This window comes from Streptomyces sp. NC-S4 (genome assembly GCF_054353315.1).
In genome coordinates this window covers 6,058,823-6,073,531 of record NZ_CM135937.1, presented here as the reverse complement: position 1 = coordinate 6,073,531, position 14,709 = coordinate 6,058,823, and the positions used below count along the sequence as shown (strand labels likewise).

Annotated in this window: 16 protein-coding genes, 5 tRNA genes and 1 pseudogene; 7 read left to right on the top strand and 15 right to left on the bottom strand. The window is 70.2% G+C overall.

The features are described from left to right. Nucleotides 1-161: 161 nt before the first annotated feature. Nucleotides 162-347: a 50S ribosomal protein L28 gene (rpmB, locus tag ACXNSR_RS27545; RefSeq protein ID WP_007266795.1), complete on the top strand. Its 186-nt coding sequence runs from the start codon at nt 162-164 to the stop codon at nt 345-347. 145 nt (nt 348-492) lie between these two features. Here the strand turns inward: rpmB and thiD are convergent, their stop codons facing one another. Together thiD and ACXNSR_RS27535 are read right to left on the bottom strand one after the other, a co-directional pair. Beyond that, nucleotides 493-1,293: a bifunctional hydroxymethylpyrimidine kinase/phosphomethylpyrimidine kinase gene (gene thiD / locus ACXNSR_RS27540; RefSeq protein WP_458638079.1), complete on the bottom strand. Its 801-nt coding sequence runs from the start codon at nt 1,291-1,293 to the stop codon at nt 493-495. Then, nucleotides 1,290-2,273, bottom strand: a complete 984-nt coding sequence (locus ACXNSR_RS27535) for a thiamine-phosphate kinase (RefSeq protein WP_266605349.1) — start codon at nt 2,271-2,273, stop codon at nt 1,290-1,292. Before ACXNSR_RS27535 ends, thiD begins: the two co-directional genes overlap by 4 nt. 245 nt (nt 2,274-2,518) lie before the next feature. On the opposite strand from ACXNSR_RS27535, the gene ACXNSR_RS27530 reads away from it, so the two are divergent. Both ACXNSR_RS27530 and ACXNSR_RS27525 read left to right on the top strand, forming a co-directional pair. Beyond that, nucleotides 2,519-2,752, top strand: coding sequence for an Lrp/AsnC family transcriptional regulator (locus tag ACXNSR_RS27530; RefSeq protein ID WP_030011290.1), 234 nt, complete (start codon nt 2,519-2,521; stop codon nt 2,750-2,752). 23 nt (nt 2,753-2,775) lie between these two features. Further along, nucleotides 2,776-3,288, top strand: coding sequence for a DUF3515 domain-containing protein (locus ACXNSR_RS27525; RefSeq protein ID WP_458638078.1), 513 nt, complete (start codon nt 2,776-2,778; stop codon nt 3,286-3,288). A 100-nt stretch (nt 3,289-3,388) separates the two neighbouring features. Here ACXNSR_RS27525 and ACXNSR_RS27520 read toward each other — a convergent pair whose 3' ends face one another. From ACXNSR_RS27520 to ACXNSR_RS27510, 3 genes are read right to left on the bottom strand one after another with little or no spacing between them, the layout of a single operon-like run. Further along, nucleotides 3,389-4,546, bottom strand: coding sequence for a D-alanine--D-alanine ligase family protein (locus ACXNSR_RS27520; RefSeq protein WP_458638077.1), 1,158 nt, complete (start codon nt 4,544-4,546; stop codon nt 3,389-3,391). Between the two features lie 39 nt (nt 4,547-4,585). Continuing rightward, nucleotides 4,586-5,596, bottom strand: a complete 1,011-nt coding sequence (locus ACXNSR_RS27515; RefSeq protein WP_458638076.1) for an NAD(P)H-dependent glycerol-3-phosphate dehydrogenase — start codon at nt 5,594-5,596, stop codon at nt 4,586-4,588. Continuing rightward, a complete protein-coding gene (locus tag ACXNSR_RS27510) occupies nt 5,593-6,345 on the bottom strand; it encodes a lysophospholipid acyltransferase family protein (RefSeq protein ID WP_458638075.1) in 753 nt (250 codons plus the stop codon). The genes ACXNSR_RS27515 and ACXNSR_RS27510 overlap by 4 nt, the downstream gene beginning before the upstream one ends. 191 nt (nt 6,346-6,536) lie before the next feature. Here ACXNSR_RS27510 and cofC point away from each other — a divergent pair. After that, nucleotides 6,537-7,187, top strand: a pseudogene (cofC, locus tag ACXNSR_RS27505) (2-phospho-L-lactate guanylyltransferase); the annotation flags it as partial. A 312-nt stretch (nt 7,188-7,499) separates the two neighbouring features. Here the strand turns inward: cofC and ACXNSR_RS27500 are convergent. The 4 genes from ACXNSR_RS27500 to leuC form a co-directional block, all read right to left on the bottom strand. Beyond that, nucleotides 7,500-8,180: an HU family DNA-binding protein gene (locus ACXNSR_RS27500; protein ID WP_030009268.1), complete on the bottom strand. Its 681-nt coding sequence runs from the start codon at nt 8,178-8,180 to the stop codon at nt 7,500-7,502. 144 nt (nt 8,181-8,324) lie between these two features. Continuing rightward, nucleotides 8,325-8,552: an SCO5555 family protein gene (locus ACXNSR_RS27495; RefSeq protein ID WP_030009267.1), complete on the bottom strand. Its 228-nt coding sequence runs from the start codon at nt 8,550-8,552 to the stop codon at nt 8,325-8,327. Between the two features lie 137 nt (nt 8,553-8,689). Continuing rightward, complete coding sequence (gene leuD / locus ACXNSR_RS27490; protein WP_458638074.1) at nt 8,690-9,283, bottom strand: 3-isopropylmalate dehydratase small subunit; 594 nt, start codon at nt 9,281-9,283, stop codon at nt 8,690-8,692. 3 nt (nt 9,284-9,286) lie between these two features. After that, complete coding sequence (gene leuC / locus ACXNSR_RS27485) at nt 9,287-10,711, bottom strand: 3-isopropylmalate dehydratase large subunit (RefSeq protein ID WP_458638073.1); 1,425 nt, start codon at nt 10,709-10,711, stop codon at nt 9,287-9,289. A 184-nt stretch (nt 10,712-10,895) separates the two neighbouring features. Between leuC and ndgR the strand changes: the two genes are divergently transcribed. Then, nucleotides 10,896-11,612 (top strand): IclR family transcriptional regulator NdgR, encoded by a 717-nt coding sequence (ndgR, locus tag ACXNSR_RS27480; protein ID WP_007266782.1) that lies wholly within the window; start codon nt 10,896-10,898, stop codon nt 11,610-11,612. Nucleotides 11,613-11,771: 159 nt separating this feature from the next. Here the strand turns inward: ndgR and ACXNSR_RS27475 are convergent. From ACXNSR_RS27475 to ACXNSR_RS27450, 6 genes are all read right to left on the bottom strand, one after another. Continuing rightward, nucleotides 11,772-11,844: transfer RNA gene (locus tag ACXNSR_RS27475), tRNA-Glu, on the bottom strand. Between the two features lie 14 nt (nt 11,845-11,858). Continuing rightward, a tRNA-Gln gene (locus ACXNSR_RS27470) sits at nt 11,859-11,930 on the bottom strand. A 25-nt stretch (nt 11,931-11,955) separates the two neighbouring features. Further along, nucleotides 11,956-12,028 (bottom strand) — tRNA-Glu (locus tag ACXNSR_RS27465). Nucleotides 12,029-12,092: 64 nt separating this feature from the next. Beyond that, nucleotides 12,093-12,165 (bottom strand) — tRNA-Glu (locus ACXNSR_RS27460). Between the two features lie 27 nt (nt 12,166-12,192). After that, nucleotides 12,193-12,264: transfer RNA gene (locus tag ACXNSR_RS27455), tRNA-Gln, on the bottom strand. A gap of 86 nt (nt 12,265-12,350) precedes the next feature. Further along, entirely contained in the window at nt 12,351-13,079 is a 729-nt protein-coding gene (locus ACXNSR_RS27450; protein ID WP_458638072.1) for an HAD family hydrolase, read from the bottom strand. Nucleotides 13,080-13,232: 153 nt separating this feature from the next. Here ACXNSR_RS27450 and ACXNSR_RS27445 point away from each other — a divergent pair, with 153 nt between their 5' ends. Both ACXNSR_RS27445 and ACXNSR_RS27440 read left to right on the top strand, forming a co-directional pair. Then, on the top strand, nt 13,233-13,688 hold the full coding sequence (locus ACXNSR_RS27445) for a peptidase inhibitor family I36 protein (RefSeq protein WP_458638071.1): 456 nt from the start codon (nt 13,233-13,235) through the stop codon (nt 13,686-13,688). Nucleotides 13,689-13,783: 95 nt separating this feature from the next. Beyond that, entirely contained in the window at nt 13,784-14,680 is an 897-nt protein-coding gene (locus ACXNSR_RS27440) for a hypothetical protein (protein WP_458638070.1), read from the top strand. The last annotated feature ends 29 nt before the right edge of the window (nt 14,681-14,709 follow it).

Below are 14,709 nucleotides of genomic sequence, written 5' to 3'. Positions count from 1 at the left end.
GGCAGCGGCGGTCATGGTAGTTTTCTTGGACGGACGCAGTCGTTGTATGCTGCTCCGGTTGCCCGGCGAGAGTCGGGCCATTCCCCCGGCAAACCACTTCAGACCTCTGAATCCGGTGCGCCGGTTTCACTGTAATTGCATCTGAAGTCTTGGAGTGACCTGTGGCTGCCAACTGCGACGTTTGCGCCAAGGGGCCGAGCTTCGGCAACAACATCTCCCACTCGCACCGCCGCACCTCGCGTCGCTGGAACCCGAACATCCAGCGCGTTCGTGCCGTGGTCAATGGGACGCCGAAGCGCCTCAACGCCTGCACCTCGTGCATCAAGGCCGGCAAGGTCTCGCGCTGACGCCTCCCGTCGTAGCGCAGCCCTTTCCGGTTGCCAAAAAGGCCGGTTCACCTCTGGTGAACCGGCCTTTTGCCTTGTCCGGGGGCCGGGCCGGGGGCGGGACCGGGTGCCCGGCCGGAGAGCCGGCCGGGCCGCCCCAGTGGGGTCAGCGCCACTGCCAGGCGTGATCCACCGGGCCGATGCCCCCGCCGAGCGCGAAGCCGGCGGCGATGGCGCCCGTGACGTACTCCTTGGCGGCCGTGACGGCCTCCGGGACGGTCAGTCCCCGGGCCAGGCCCGCGGCGATCGCGCTCGCGAGGGTGCAGCCGGTGCCGTGGGTGTGCCGGTTGTCGTGGCGCGGGGCCCGCAGCCACAGCTCCTCGCTGCCGTCGCTCAGCAGGTCCACGGCGCGGTCGCCGTGCGCCGCGAGGTGTCCGCCCTTGATCAGCGCCCACCGCGGCCCGTACCCGAGGACCGCGTCGGCGGCGCGCCGCATGTCGTCCTCGGTCTCCACCACCACACCCGTCAGCTGGGCCACCTCGTCCAGGTTGGGGGTGGCCACCGCGGCCCGCGGCAGCAGCTCCTTGCGTACGGCGTCCAGTGCCGAGGCGGCGAGCAGCGCGTCCCCGTGCTTGGAGACCCCGACGGGGTCCACGACGGCCGGGGCCCGGGTGTCCGCCAGCAGCGCGGCCACCGTCTCCACCAGGACGGCGGAGGAGAGCATGCCGGTCTTCACGGCCCGGACCCCGATGTCGTCCACGACGGCCCGGTACTGGGCCGTGACGGCCTCGGCGGGCAGTTCCCAGACCCCGCGTACCCCGAGCGAGTTCTGCGCCGTCACGGCGGTCACCACGCTCATGCCGTGCACCCCGAGGGCCAGCATGGTCTTGAGGTCGGCCTGGATGCCCGCGCCGCCGCCGGAGTCGGATCCGGCGACGGTCAGGCACAGCGGCGGGGCGGTGCTCACAGCGCGCCGTCCTGGGCGGCCGGGTCGGCCCCGAAGTGGTCCCAGCCGCCGGTGCTGGTCCAGGGCGCGCCGTCGACGGTCACCTGGGGCAGGGCGGAGCGGTTGAGCACCTCGCCGATGACCTTCCAGCGGGCGGGGAGCTTCACGTCGGGCGGGAAGGTCGCCACGATCGCGTGGTCCTCTCCCCCGGTGAGCACCCACTGCAGCGGGTCCACGCCGACGGCCTGCCCGATGTCGTGCATCTGGGTCGGGATGTCGACGGCCGCCGAGCGCAGGTCGATCCGCACCTTGCTGGCCTCGGCGATGTGCCCGAGGTCGGCGATCAGGCCGTCGCTGACGTCCGTCATGGCGGTGGCGCCGAGTCCGGCGGCCGCGGGGCCCGCGTGGTACGGCGGCTCGGGGCGCCGGTGCGCCTCGACGAAGGCCCGCGGGGAGCGGAAGCCGCGCGAGAGCACGGCGAAGCCGGCCGCGGACCAGCCGAGCCAGCCGGTGACGGCGACGACGTCGCCGGGCTGGGCGCCGGAGCGCAGGACGGGCTCGTGGTTGCGCAGGTCGCCGAGGGCGGTGATGGCGACGGTGATGACGTCCCCGCGGACGACGTCCCCGCCGACCACGGCCGCGCCGGCGACCTGGCACTCGTCGCGGATCCCGTCCATCAGCTCGGTGGGCCAGGTGACCGGCAGTTCGGCGGGGACGACGAGGCCGAGCAGCAGCGCGGTCGGCACCGCGCCCATGGCGGCGATGTCGGCGAGGTTCTGCGCGGCGGCCTTGCGGCCGACGTCGTAGGCCGTGGACCAGTCGCGCCGGAAGTGCCGGCCCTCCAGCAGGATGTCGGTGCTCGCCACGACCCGCCGGTCGGGGGCGGACACCACCGCGGCGTCGTCGCCCGGTCCGAGCCGGACCGCCGGGGTGGTGGTGAGCCGTGAGGTGAGCTCCCTGATCAGCCCGAACTCCCCCAGCTCGCCGACAGTGCCCTTCATCGCTGTGCCCCTTCTTGCCCAGTCCGCTTGCGGTCGCGAGCCGTCTCAGCTCTGGGTACCGTCAACAGATACGTCAACTTCTGCTCTCCGTACGCCCCGCTGTGCGTGGCGCCGGGCCCGCGGGTCTCCCCGTGGCGCACGGCGACGCGGTACCGTGGCGTCCCTTCTTCCCCCGGCCCGTTCAATCGTGTGGGGCCCACCCGAAGGTTAGGGGAAATGATCCTCGTGGCCGCCCTGGAGGTTCCGTGGTACAGGCGTACATCCTTATCCAGACCGAAGTGGGCAAGGCGTCGTTCGTCGCCGAGTCCATCGGCCAGATCCCGGGGGTGATCCAGGCCGAAGACGTGACGGGCCCGTACGACGTGATCGTGCGCGCCCAGGCCGACACCGTGGACGATCTCGGCCGCATGGTGGTCGCCAAGGTCCAGCAGGTGGAGGGGATCACCCGCACCTTGACCTGCCCGGTGGTCCATCTGTAGCCCCCGTCTACTCTTGGCCGGTGATGTCCCTCCACCACCGGCCCCTGCGTGTCCGCGCCCTGTCCGCCCTGCCCGCCTCGATGGCCGTCCTGGCCGCCGCGGCGTGCACCCCGGGCGGATCCGACGAAGCCCGGGTGGACCCACCGCCCACGCCGCCCGCCGCCGTCGCGGGACTCTGTGCGGCACTGCACAAGGAGCTCCCGGAGACGGTGGCCGGCCTGGCGCGGACCAGGACCGAACCGGAGTCCGACCTGACCGCCGCGTGGGGCGGTTCGGCGATCGTACTGCGGTGCGGTATCCCCAAACCCCCCAAGATGCTCGATCCGAAGCAGGAGGGCGTCCACGTGAACGGCGTGGCCTGGCTGCTGGAGAAGATCGACGGCGGATCGGGCGGGGGGTTCCGGTTCACCACCGGGCTGCGGCTGGCCTACACCGAGGTCCGGGTCGACAAGGAGCATGCCACGGATGCGGGCATGCTCGTCGGCCTGTCCACGGCGATCACCGCGACCGTGCCCGAGGGCATCGCCTCCTACTGACCACCGCGCTCGGCGTACCGCGCACCGGGTACCGAGCACACCGCCGCCCGCCGTCCGCCTGCGAAGGCGGTCGGCGGGCGGTCGGCTTTTCGGACGACTGTCAGCGCAGGCCGGTGGAGCGGCGCAGGGCCGCCTGGATCAGGCTGTCCACCAGCTCCGGGTACTCGATGCCCGTCTTCTGCCACATCAGCGGGTACATGGAGATCGGCGTGAAGCCCGGCATCGTGTTGATCTCGTTGATGACGAAGGTGCCGTCCTCGGTGAGGAAGAAGTCGGCGCGCACCAGGCCCTCGCAGGACGCGGCCTCGAAGGCCTCGATCGCGAGCCGCTGCACCTCGGCGGTCTGCTCCGGGGTGAGCGGGGCGGGCACGATCCCGGAGGCGGAGTCGATGTACTTCGCCTCGAAGTCGTAGAAGTCGTGGCTGGACACCGGCGGGATCTCGGCGGGGACGCTCGCGCGCGGCCCGTCCTCGAACTCCAGGACCCCGCACTCGATCTCGCGGCCGCGCAGGAGCGCCTCCACGATGATCTTCGGGTCGTGGCGCCGGGCCTCCTTGACCGCGGCGTCCAGGCCGGCTGCGTCGTCCACCTTGGTGATGCCGATGGAGGAGCCGGCCCGGGCGGGCTTGACGAACAGCGGCCAGCCGTGCTCGGCGGCGAAGTCAAGGATCTTGCCCGTGGCGGCGTCCCGGTCGGTCTCCCACTCGCGGGGGCGGATGGTCACGTACGGGCCGACGCTCAGCCCGAAGGAGGTGAACACCCGCTTCATGTAGTCCTTGTCCTGGCCGACGGCCGAGGCGAGGACGCCGGAGCCGACGTACGGGATGCCGGAGAGCTCCAGGAGGCCCTGGAGGGTGCCGTCCTCGCCGTACGGGCCGTGCAGCACGGGGAAGACGACGTCGACCTCGCCCAGGGCCTTGGGGACGGCGCCCGGTTCGGTGTAGACGACCTGGCGGCTGGCGGGGTCGACCGAGAGCACGACCGTGCCGTCCTCGGACTCCGCAAGGTCCTCGACGCTCGGGAGCGTGCGGTCGGCGATGGCCATCCGCTCGGGCTCGTCGGCGGTCAGCGCCCATCGGCCGTCCGTGGTGATGCCGATGGGCAGCACCTCGTACTTGGAGCGGTCGATGGAGCGCAGCACGGCGCCGGCCGTGACGACCGAGATGGCGTGTTCCGAGCTGCGGCCGCCGAACACGACGGCCACGCGGGGCTTGCGGCCCTGCTGCTCAGGGGTCTGGGGGAGGTTCTCGCTGCTCATATCGGCATGAGAGTACCCGCTCAAGCGTCCGGAAAGGAGTTAGCGACGTTCCGGTTTGGCACTGCGGCCCATCAGCTCCTTCAGGGCCACGAGGGTCGGCTTGCCGTGGTGGACGATGTCCACGACCGTCTCGGTGATCGGCATGTCCACCCCGTGGCGGGCCGCCAGATCGGCCACCGACTGGCAGGACTTGACGCCCTCGGCGGTCTGCCTGGTGACCGCGATGGTCTCCTCCAGGGTCATCCCGCGGCCGAGGTTGGTGCCGAAGGTGTGGTTCCGGGAGAGCGGCGAGGAGCAGGTGGCGACCAGGTCGCCGAGGCCCGCGAGGCCGGAGAAGGTGAGCGGGTCGGCGCCCATCGCCACGCCCAGGCGGGTCGCTTCGGCGAGTCCGCGGGTGATGAGCGAGCCCTTGGTGTTGTCGCCCAGGCCCATGCCGTCCGCGATGCCGACGGCGAGGCCGATGACGTTCTTGACGGCGCCGCCGAGCTCGCAGCCGGTGACGTCGGTGCTCGTGTACGGGCGGAAGTACGCGGTGTGGCAGGCGGCCTGGAGGCGCCGGGCCACGCTCTCGTCCACGCAGGCGACGACGGAGGCGGCGGGCTGGCGGGCGGCGATCTCGGCGGCCAGGTTGGGGCCGGTGACCACGGCGATGCGCTCGGCGGGGACCTTGGCCACCTCCTCGATGACCTCGCTCATCCGCTTCGCGGTGCCGAGTTCGATGCCCTTCATCAGGGAGACGAGCACGGTGTCGGGGGCCAGCAGGGGGGCCCACGCGGCGAGGTTCTCGCGGAGCGTCTGGGAGGGGACGGCGAGGACGGTGAAGTCCGCACCGGCCGCGGCCTCGGCCGGGTCGGTGGTGGCCCGGAGGTTCGCGGGGAGTTCGACGCCGGGGAAGTAGTCCGGGTTGGTCCTGCCGGTGTTGATGGCGTCGACCACCTCCTGGCGGCGGCCCCACAGCGTCACCTCGCAGCCGGCGTCGGCGAGGACGATGGCGAAGGCCGTGCCCCAGGAGCCTGTTCCGAAGACGGTCGCCTTCACGGGACGTGTCACTTGTTGCCCTCCCCTGCGGCCTTGCGCCGCTGTTCCGCCCTGGCGTTGCGATGGTCGTACGGCTGCTCGGGCGCGGTCTCGCCGCGCACCTCCTCCAGCAGCGCGGTGATGGCGGCCATGATGACCTCGGTGACCTCCCGGAGGACGTCCGGGGTGGGTTCCCGGTCGTAGAAGGCGGAGAGGTCCACCGGCGGTCCGGCGAGCACCTGGAGGGTCTTGCGCGGGAAGAGCCGGACCTTGTTCTCCTTGGCGTAGGGCGGCATCGCGAGGTTCGCGCCCCACTGGGCCACGGGGATGACGGGCGCCCTGGTGATCAGCGCCACGCGGGCGGCGCCGGTCTTGCCGGCCATCGGCCACATGTCGGGGTCGCGGGTGAGGGTGCCCTCCGGGTAGAAGGCCACGCATTCGCCCCGCTCGATGGCGTCCACGGCGGCCCGGAACGCGTCCAGGGCGTTGGTGGACTCCCGGTAGACGGGGATCTGTCCGCTGCCGCGCAGGATGGCCCCGACCACGGGGACCTTGAAGAGGGCGGCCTTGGCGAGCAGTCGCGGCACCCGGCCGGTGTTGTACTGGAAGTGCGCGTACGAGAGCGGGTCCAGATACGAGTTGTGATTGACGGCGGTGATAAAACCGCCCTCGGCCGGAATGTGCTCCATTCCCCGCCAGTCCCGCTTGAAGAGCACTACCAGCGGCGGTTTTGCGATGACCGCCGCCAGGCGGTACCAGAAGCCGATTCTGCGGCGGGACACTTGGACACCTTCCTCTAGGACCGGTGCGCGGCTTGGGCACCTCGTCGGCCGGACAAGTGTCACCCCACGCCCGGTCTCTGTCGAGAACACCGTACGCCCCGCTCACCCCGGCGGACTCCCGGGTTGCCCGGGCGGAGGCGACAATGGGCCGACACATGACCCGGCCATGACCTGACCGTGGCCGAAGGACGTTGCCGGAGCGCACCGGAGGGAAGGGACCCGTCACGAACGCCGTCTGGAGTCTGGTGGTCCCGCTGAAGCCACTGGCGGTGGCGAAGAGCCGTCTCGCACGGGCGGTGGGCGCCTCTCGTCCGGGCCTCGCCCTGGCCTTCGCCCAGGACACCGTCGCCGGGGCCCTGGCCTGCACGGCGGTCGCCGATGTGGTGGTCGTCACGGACGACGCGACCGCCGGTGCGGAACTGGCGCGGCTCGGGGCACGGATCGTCGCGGACGCCCCGGCGGCCGGGCTCAACGCGGCCCTGGACCACGGGGCGCGGGCGGTGCGGTCGGGGCGCCCGGGCGCCCCGCTGGCGGCGCTGAACGCCGATCTGCCGGCGCTCCGGCCCCCGGAATTGCAACGCGTGCTCGAAAATGCCTCGGTATTTCCACGGGCATTTCTGGCGGATGCGGCCGGAATCGGGACGACCCTGCTTTCCGCTGCGCCGGACGTGGAATTGGCCCCCTCCTTCGGGGGTCCGTCACGGGCCAGGCATTCGGCTTCGGGGGCGGTGGAAATCGCCTTGGCGGACGTCGACAGCGTGCGCCGGGACGTGGACACGGCGGCCGATCTGCGCACCGCGCTCACCCTCGGCGTGGGGCGCCACACCGCCCGATACAGTGCCCGTATGCAGGCGACCGCGTACACGTACGACTCCCAGACCCGCAGCGGCAGCGTGCTGCTGGACGACGGCACTCCGGTGCCCTTCGAGGCCCCGGCCTTCGACGCGGGCGGCCTGCGGCTGCTGCGGCCCGGGCAGCGGGTCCGGATCGAGACGGACGGCGCGGGCGCGAGCCTGCGCATCACCCTCGTGACGCTGCAGACGTTCTGAAGCGACGGCCGCCCGTGCCCCGAGGCGGGCGCCGGGGTGCCGGACGCACCGCGGGCCGGCTCCCCCGCACGGGGAAAGCCGGCCCGGCCTGTGTGACGCGTGCCCCTACTTCTTGCGGGCGGTGGTCTTCTTCGCGGTGGCCTTGCGCGTCGCCGTCTTCTTGGCGGGCGCCTTCGTCGCTGCGGTGACCTTCTTGGCCGCCGGCGCGGTCTTCTTCGCCGCGGCGGTGGTCTTCTTCGCGGCGGCCGTGGTCTTCTTCGCCGCGGCGGTGGTCTTCTTCGCGGCCGCGGTGGCCTTCTTCGCCGTGGCGGTGCTCTTCACCGCCGCCTTCTTGGCGGTCGCGGTGGCCTTCTTCGCCACGACCTTCTTCGCGACCGTGGTCTTCGCCGCGGCCTTCTTGGCGGTGGTGGCCTTCTTCGCCGCGGCCTTCTTGACCGTCGCGGAGGCACCACCCGTGAGGCTGCCCTTGGGCGCCTTCTTCACGGACACCTCGCCGCCCTTGGGGAGCTTCTTGGTGCCGCTGACCAGGTCTTTGAAGCCCTGACCGGCACGGAAGCGGGGCACAGAGGTCTTCTTGACCCGGACGCGCTCACCCGTCTGCGGGTTGCGGGCGTAACGGGCCGGACGGTCGACCTTCTCGAACGAGCCGAAGCCCGTGACCGAGACCCGGTCGCCCGCGACGGTAGCGCGGACGATCGCGTCCAGTACCGCGTCGACAGCGTCCGCGGCCTGCTGGCGGCCGCCCAGCTTGTCGGCAATCGCTTCTACGAGCTGCGCCTTGTTCACGTCTTCCCCTTCGGAGACTTCGCCAGAACGAATGTGTTCAAGCTTATTTCGCACGTTAGGCGGATATATACCGCAAATCAAACACGAAACGGGCTAATCACCCTAGTGCCGCAACGCTGTAGGCCGTTACGGAGTTCCTTCGCATCAGTCGCCTTCAGGGAATCGACCCTCGTCGAGGTCCTTCATCAACCTGTCCAGGCGCCTTGCCGCATCGGCGAGATCATGCTTCGCCGCGGCCGTGACGACCAACAGCTTCCGGGACAGCGCCATCCTTACGCCCTCCGGGACTTGCAGTGAGCGCACCCGTGTGTGTGCTTCTTTCAACCGGTCCGCGACGAGTTCGTAGAGCTCGAGTTGACTGTCGCGTTCCATGCACAGATTGTGCCATCTGGGGCGAGTTGTCGCCTCACGGGGCCTCAACAAACGGCTGTGCCCCCCGCCGGAGGGCGGGGGGCACGGTGTTGTCGATGTGATCACCCGAAGGCGAATAAGCGCTGATCAGGCAGGAATCAGACCTGAATCGTGCGCGGCTTGAAGGTGGGCCGGGCGCTTTCGTAGGCGGCGATGTCCGCTTCGTTCTGAAGGGTGAGCGAGATGTCGTCCAGGCCCTCCAGCAGACGCCAGCGGGCGTTGTCGTCGAGTTCGAACTCCGCGACGACGCCCTCCGCTCGCACCTGGCGGTCGACCAGGTCGACCGTGATCTCGGCGGTCGGGTCGGCCTCCGTCAGCTTCCACAGCCGCTCGACGGTCTCCTGCGGCAGGACGACGGTCAGCAGACCGTTCTTCAGGGAGTTCCCGCGGAAGATGTCGGCGAAGCGGGAGGAGATGACCGTCTTGAAGCCGAAGTTCTGCAGGGCCCAGACGGCGTGCTCGCGGGAGGAACCCGTACCGAAGTCGGGGCCGGCGACCAGTACGGTCGCGCCGGCGCGCTCCGGGCGGTTCGTGACGAACTCCGGGTCCTTGCGCCAGGCCTCGAAGAGCCCGTCCTCGAACCCGTCGCGGGTGATCTTCTTCAGCCAGTGGGCCGGGATGATCTGGTCGGTGTCGACGTTGCTGCGGCGCAGCGGGACGGCCCGGCCGGTGTGGGTGGTGAAGGCTTCCATGGTTCAGACTCCGGCGGTCGCGTCGGCGGCGGACAGGTCGGCGGGCGAGGCCAGGTGGCCCAGCACCGCGGTGGCGGCGGCCACCTGCGGGGAGACCAGGTGGGTACGCCCGCCCTTGCCCTGCCGGCCCTCGAAGTTGCGGTTGGAGGTGGACGCGGAGCGCTCACCGGGCGCCAGTTGGTCGGGGTTCATGCCCAGGCACATCGAACAGCCCGCGTGCCGCCACTCGGCGCCGGCCTCCTTGAAGACCTTGTCCAGACCCTCTTCCACGGCCTGCAGGGCGACCCGGACCGAGCCCGGGACGACCAGCATCCGTACGCCGTCGGCGACTTTGCGGCCCTCGACGATGCTGGCGACGGCGCGCAGGTCCTCGATGCGGCCGTTGGTGCAGGAACCTACGAAGACGGTGTCGACCTTGATGTCCCGCAGCGGCTGTCCGGCGGTCAACCCCATGTACTCCAGGGCCTTTTCGGCGGCCAGGCGCTCCGAAGCGTCCTCGTACGAAGCCGGGTCGGGGACGTTCGCCGACAGCGGCGCGCCCTGGCCCGGGTTGGTGCCCCAGGTGACGAAGGGGGACAGCGCGGTGCCGTCGATGACGACCTCCGCGTCGAAGACCGCGTCGTCGTCCGTGCGCAGGGTCTTCCAGTACTCGACCGCCGCGTCCCAGTCCTTGCCCGTGGGGGCGTGGTCGCGGCCCTGGAGGTAGTCGAAGGTGGTCCGGTCGGGGGCGATCATGCCCGCGCGGGCGCCGGCCTCGATCGACATGTTGCAGATGGTCATGCGGGCTTCCATCGACAGCTTCTCGATGGCCTCGCCCCGGTACTCCAGGATGTAGCCCTGGCCTCCGCCGGTGCCGATCCTGGCGATGATCGCCAGGATCAGGTCCTTCGCGGTGACGCCCTCGGCGAGCGCGCCGGTGACCGTGATCGCCATCGTCTTCGGGCGGGCCAGCGGCAGCGTCTGGGTGGCCAGCACGTGCTCGACCTGGCTCGTGCCGATGCCGAAGGCCAGCGCGCCGAAGGCGCCGTGCGTGGAGGTGTGCGAGTCGCCGCAGACCACGGTGGTGCCGGGCTGGGTCAGTCCCAGCTGCGGTCCCACGACGTGGACGACGCCCTGCTCGACGTCACCCAGCGAGTGCAGGCGCACGCCGAACTCGGCGCAGTTCGCCCGCAGCGTCTCCAGCTGGGCGCGGGAGACCGGGTCGGCGATCGGCTTGTCGATGTCGAGGGTGGGGGTGTTGTGGTCCTCGGTCGCGATGGTGAGGTCGAGGCGTCGGACCTTGCGGCCGGCCTGGCGCAGTCCTTCGAAGGCCTGCGGGCTGGTCACCTCGTGCAGCAGGTGCAGATCGATGAAGAGGAGGTCGGGCTCGCCTTCGGCGCGCCGGACGACATGGTCGTCCCAGACCTTCTCCGCGAGTGTCCTACCCATCGCTTTCCCTCCGGCCGGCCGGTTGTGCCGGCGCTTCATAGAGATCTCGTGCGCCGTGCCGTCCGTACCCCACGTCCCGGACGACGGCTCGGACCCAGTGGTTCGTGGACCCGCACATACAGACTCGCTGGTTCTTGGAAAAATTGAACTTGCGTTTCACAGTGTGAGACGCGAATATCGTTTCATGGACAACTCTAGCGGCGTCGGCGTTCTCGACAAGGCAGCTCTGGTATTGAGCGCACTGGAGTCCGGTCCGGCCACCCTCGCCGGGCTGGTCGCGGCGACAGGGCTCGCACGACCCACGGCACATCGCCTTGCCGTGGCACTGGAACACCACCGGATGGTGGCGAGGGACATGCAGGGCCGGTTCATCCTCGGACCGCGGCTGGCGGAGCTCGCCGCCGCGGCCGGCGAGGACCGCCTGCTGGCCACGGCGGGACCGGTACTCACCCACCTCCGTGACGTGACGGGAGAGAGCGCGCAGCTCTACCGCCGTCAGGGAGACATGCGCATCTGCGTGGCGGCCGCGGAGCGGCTCTCGGGTCTTCGGGACACCGTCCCGGTGGGCTCGACGCTCCCGATGAAGGCCGGTTCGGCCGCGCAGATCCTGATGGCCTGGGAGGAGCCCGAGCGGCTCCACCGCGGTCTTCAGGGCGCGCGCTTCACGGCGACGGCGCTCTCGGGCGTACGGCGTCGCGGCTGGGCGCAGTCGATCGGCGAGCGGGAGCCCGGTGTGGCCTCCGTCTCGGCGCCGGTGCGCGGGCCGTCGAACCGCGTGGTGGCCTCGGTCTCGGTCTCCGGACCGATCGAGCGGCTGACCCGCCACCCGGGCCGGATGCACGCACAGGCCGTCATCGACGCGGCCGCACGGCTCACGGAGGCACTGCGCCGCTCCGGCTGACGCCCCGACCCCATCCGTTCACCCCCGGGCCCGGGGGCGCGTTCGACGCCGCACACGTCCGAACACGCGCCTCCGGGCCCGTACTTATGCCTGCGCCGGCCCGGCCGGAGCAAAGCGAAGAGGCCCTCCGCGACGAACGCGGAGGGCCTCTTCGATGCGTACCCCCGACCGGATTCGAACCGGCGCTACCGCCTTGAGAGGGCGGCGTGCTAGGCCGCTACACAACGGGGGCTTGCTTGTACTGCGCTGGGCTACCAGGACTCGAACCTAGAACAAAGGAACCAGAAACCTTCGTGTTGCCAATTACACCATAGCCCAATGTGGTCTATACCAGACAGACCTGTACCCCCGACCGGATTCGAACCGGCGCTACCGCCTTGAGAGGGCGGCGTGCTAGGCCGCTACACAACGGGGGCCCTAGCGATCCTGCATCAAGACGTCCGGGAGCTACCCAAATAGAGATCTTGCGGGAAGGATCTGTACCCCCGACCGGATTCGAACCGGCGCTACCGCCTTGAGAGGGCGGCGTGCTAGGCCGCTACACAACGGGGGCAAAGCACTGCGTTACTGCTGCACTGCGCTGGGGTACCAGGACTCGAACCTAGAATAAGGGAACCAGAAACCCTCGTGTTGCCAATTACACTATACCCCACCGAAAGTCAAGCCCTTGGGGGGATTTTCTTTCGAGTGGCGCCTCCGTCCGGCCTTTCGGCCCGCTCCGGCGGCGCAGAAAGAACATTACCGGATGCCTGACCGTGCTCCAAAACGGGTATCCCGTGCCAGCAGCTGCGGGAGCTGGTCAAGGCCCTCGATGCGGTGGGCGCCGTCGGGCCCGGGGCCCCGGCCACCGTCGCGGTCGATCCAGACGGCCGTCAGCCCGGCGTCACGCGCTCCCCGTGCGTCGATCTCCGGCTGGTCCCCCACGTACGCCACGTCGCCGGGCGGCAGCCCGAGCGCCTCGCACGCGGCGAGGAAGGCCCCCGCCTCGGGCTTGCTGACCCCGAGCTCGACGGCGCAGACCAGCACCTCGAAGCGGTCGCGCAGCCCGAGGTCGCGGAGCTTCGGGTCCTGGTTGGCGGTGGAGGAGTTCGAGAGCACCCCGTGCCGGTAGTCGGCCGCGAGGGCGTCGAGGGCGGGCACCACGTCGGGGAAGACGGTCCAGGCGGCCTTGTAGTGCTCCACGTACTGGTCGAACCAGGCGTCGGCCTCGTCCGCGGTCATCCCGGGCTCCTCCAGGAACTCGCGCACCCGCTCCTGCCGCTGCCCCTGGAAGGTCCCCTCGCCGGCCGCGAAGCGCGCCCAGTGCCGGTCGGTGATCTCCCGCCACAGCGCGAGCGCCTGCGCGGGGGTCCCGTACCGGCCCGCCAGGCCCGTGACTTCCACCTGTCGCGCCAGGCCGGCGGCGTCGGCCCCCGTGTAGTCGAAGAGGGTGTCGTCGATGTCCCAGAGAACCGCTCGGATGGCCATGTCCCCAGTATGCGAAACCCCTGTGGACCGTGTCTCGCGGACACAGGAAATGGAATTAAATGCTCCATTTTTATTCCTCTTGACCTTCGGGGGAGCCGTCCGCATACACTCCGGTGCCGCCCCCCACCGGTCTTCGCTTTAGGGAGCATTTTCATGCGCACCATTCACCGCGCCATGGCAGTTGCACTTCCCGCCGTTGCCGCTCTCGCGGTCAACGTGGCCCCCGCCCAGGCCGCCAGTGGATATGACATCTGGTGCAACAGCTACCACGCCAACTGTGGCACCTTCTACTACAACTCCAACCTCACCGGCTCGCGGATCAGCTTCACCGGCACGAGCGGCTGGGAGGGCGAGATATCCAACCTGAACGGCTACACGTACCTGGAGTCGGGCAAGGCCGGATACGGCCAGCCCGTCAAGAACAACGCCGCCTCCTTCTACAACGGCAGCATGCAGAAGGCCACCGTCTTCTACAACAGCGGCTTCGCCGGTGCCTGTGACGCGGTCGCGTCCCTCACCAACGTCTACAAGCTGAACAAGACGTACAACCAGAACGCCTCCCTCGGCTTCGGTTCCCGTACGGGCTCGAACTGCTACATGTTCAACTGACGCGCGTCGTCATTCCCGCAGCGCACCACAGCCCCGCGCGCCGGCCGTCCGCGGCCGCGCGCGGGGCCCGCACGGAAAGCATGACGATGAGACGAGTGGCAACTGCCGTGCTCGCCGCGTTCGTTCTGGCCGGATGCTCGGCACAGGGAGCGCCGCGGGAGGACGCGGCGGGGCCTGCGGGCACCGGCACCGAGCGGCCCGGGGCCGCACGGCCCTCCACCGCGCCCCCGGGCTACACCTTCCGGCTGCCCATGGCCGCGTACAGCTACACCGCCGACGAGTACGCCACGATCGAGGCCGCCGAGCACGTGCTGGCGAAGCGCTGCATGGCGGGCTACTCGCTCGGGTACCGGCCGCCCGAGCGCGGCGCCGCGGCCCCCGGGGTCGACCGCCGGTACGGCCTGTCGGAGCAGGACTCCGCCCTCGCCCCCGGTTACCGCCTCCCGCCCTCGCAGCCCCCGGCGCAGGCCGGAGAACTCAGCAAGGAACAGATATCCGTGCTGTACGGCAGGCGGGGGTCCGAGGGGAGGACGGGGCCGCTCGAATACGAGGGAAAGGCGATCCCGGAAGAGGGCTGCCTGGGCCAGTCGATTCTGGATTTCCGCAAGGATTACGAGCACCCGCAGGCGGTCCAGACGGCTCGCCAGATATCGAGCCAGAGTTATGAGGAATCCCTCGCCCGCCCCGAGGTGCAGGCGGTGTTCCAGAAATGGTCCGACTGCATGAAGGAGAAGGGCTACTCGTACGCGTCGCCGATGGAACCGCCGGCCGTGGAGAAATTCCAGGACGGTCCGGTGACGGCCGAGGAAAAGGCGACGGCGCAGGCAGACGTGACCTGCAAGGCGCGAACCGATCTGCTGAACCAGTGGTTCTTCGCGGAATCGGAAATCCAGCGGTCGAGGATCACGGAGGATGCCAAGGTCCTCCAGGAGCTGCGCGAGCTTCACACGAAGAAGGTCGCCGCGGCCCGGACCATCCTCACGGAGGGCTGATCCTGCGCACCGCCCGGACAGACCTCAGG

What these genes read in the sequence shown, in the direction of transcription:
- ACXNSR_RS27445 (WP_458638071.1), top strand. Translation starts at nt 13,233, where the DNA reads ATGCGCACCATTCACCGCGCCATGGCAGTTGCACTTCCCGCCGTTGCC.
- ndgR (WP_007266782.1), top strand. Translation starts at nt 10,896, where the DNA reads ATGGACAACTCTAGCGGCGTCGGCGTTCTCGACAAGGCAGCTCTGGTA.
- ACXNSR_RS27535 (WP_266605349.1), bottom strand. Translation starts at nt 2,273, where the DNA reads ATGAAGGGCACTGTCGGCGAGCTGGGGGAGTTCGGGCTGATCAGGGAG.
- leuD (WP_458638074.1), bottom strand. Translation starts at nt 9,283, where the DNA reads ATGGAAGCCTTCACCACCCACACCGGCCGGGCCGTCCCGCTGCGCCGC.
- ACXNSR_RS27450 (WP_458638072.1), bottom strand. Translation starts at nt 13,079, where the DNA reads ATGGCCATCCGAGCGGTTCTCTGGGACATCGACGACACCCTCTTCGAC.
- leuC (WP_458638073.1), bottom strand. Translation starts at nt 10,711, where the DNA reads ATGGGTAGGACACTCGCGGAGAAGGTCTGGGACGACCATGTCGTCCGG.
- ACXNSR_RS27525 (WP_458638078.1), top strand. Translation starts at nt 2,776, where the DNA reads ATGTCCCTCCACCACCGGCCCCTGCGTGTCCGCGCCCTGTCCGCCCTG.
- ACXNSR_RS27495 (WP_030009267.1), bottom strand. Translation starts at nt 8,552, where the DNA reads ATGGAACGCGACAGTCAACTCGAGCTCTACGAACTCGTCGCGGACCGG.
- ACXNSR_RS27520 (WP_458638077.1), bottom strand. Translation starts at nt 4,546, where the DNA reads ATGAGCAGCGAGAACCTCCCCCAGACCCCTGAGCAGCAGGGCCGCAAG.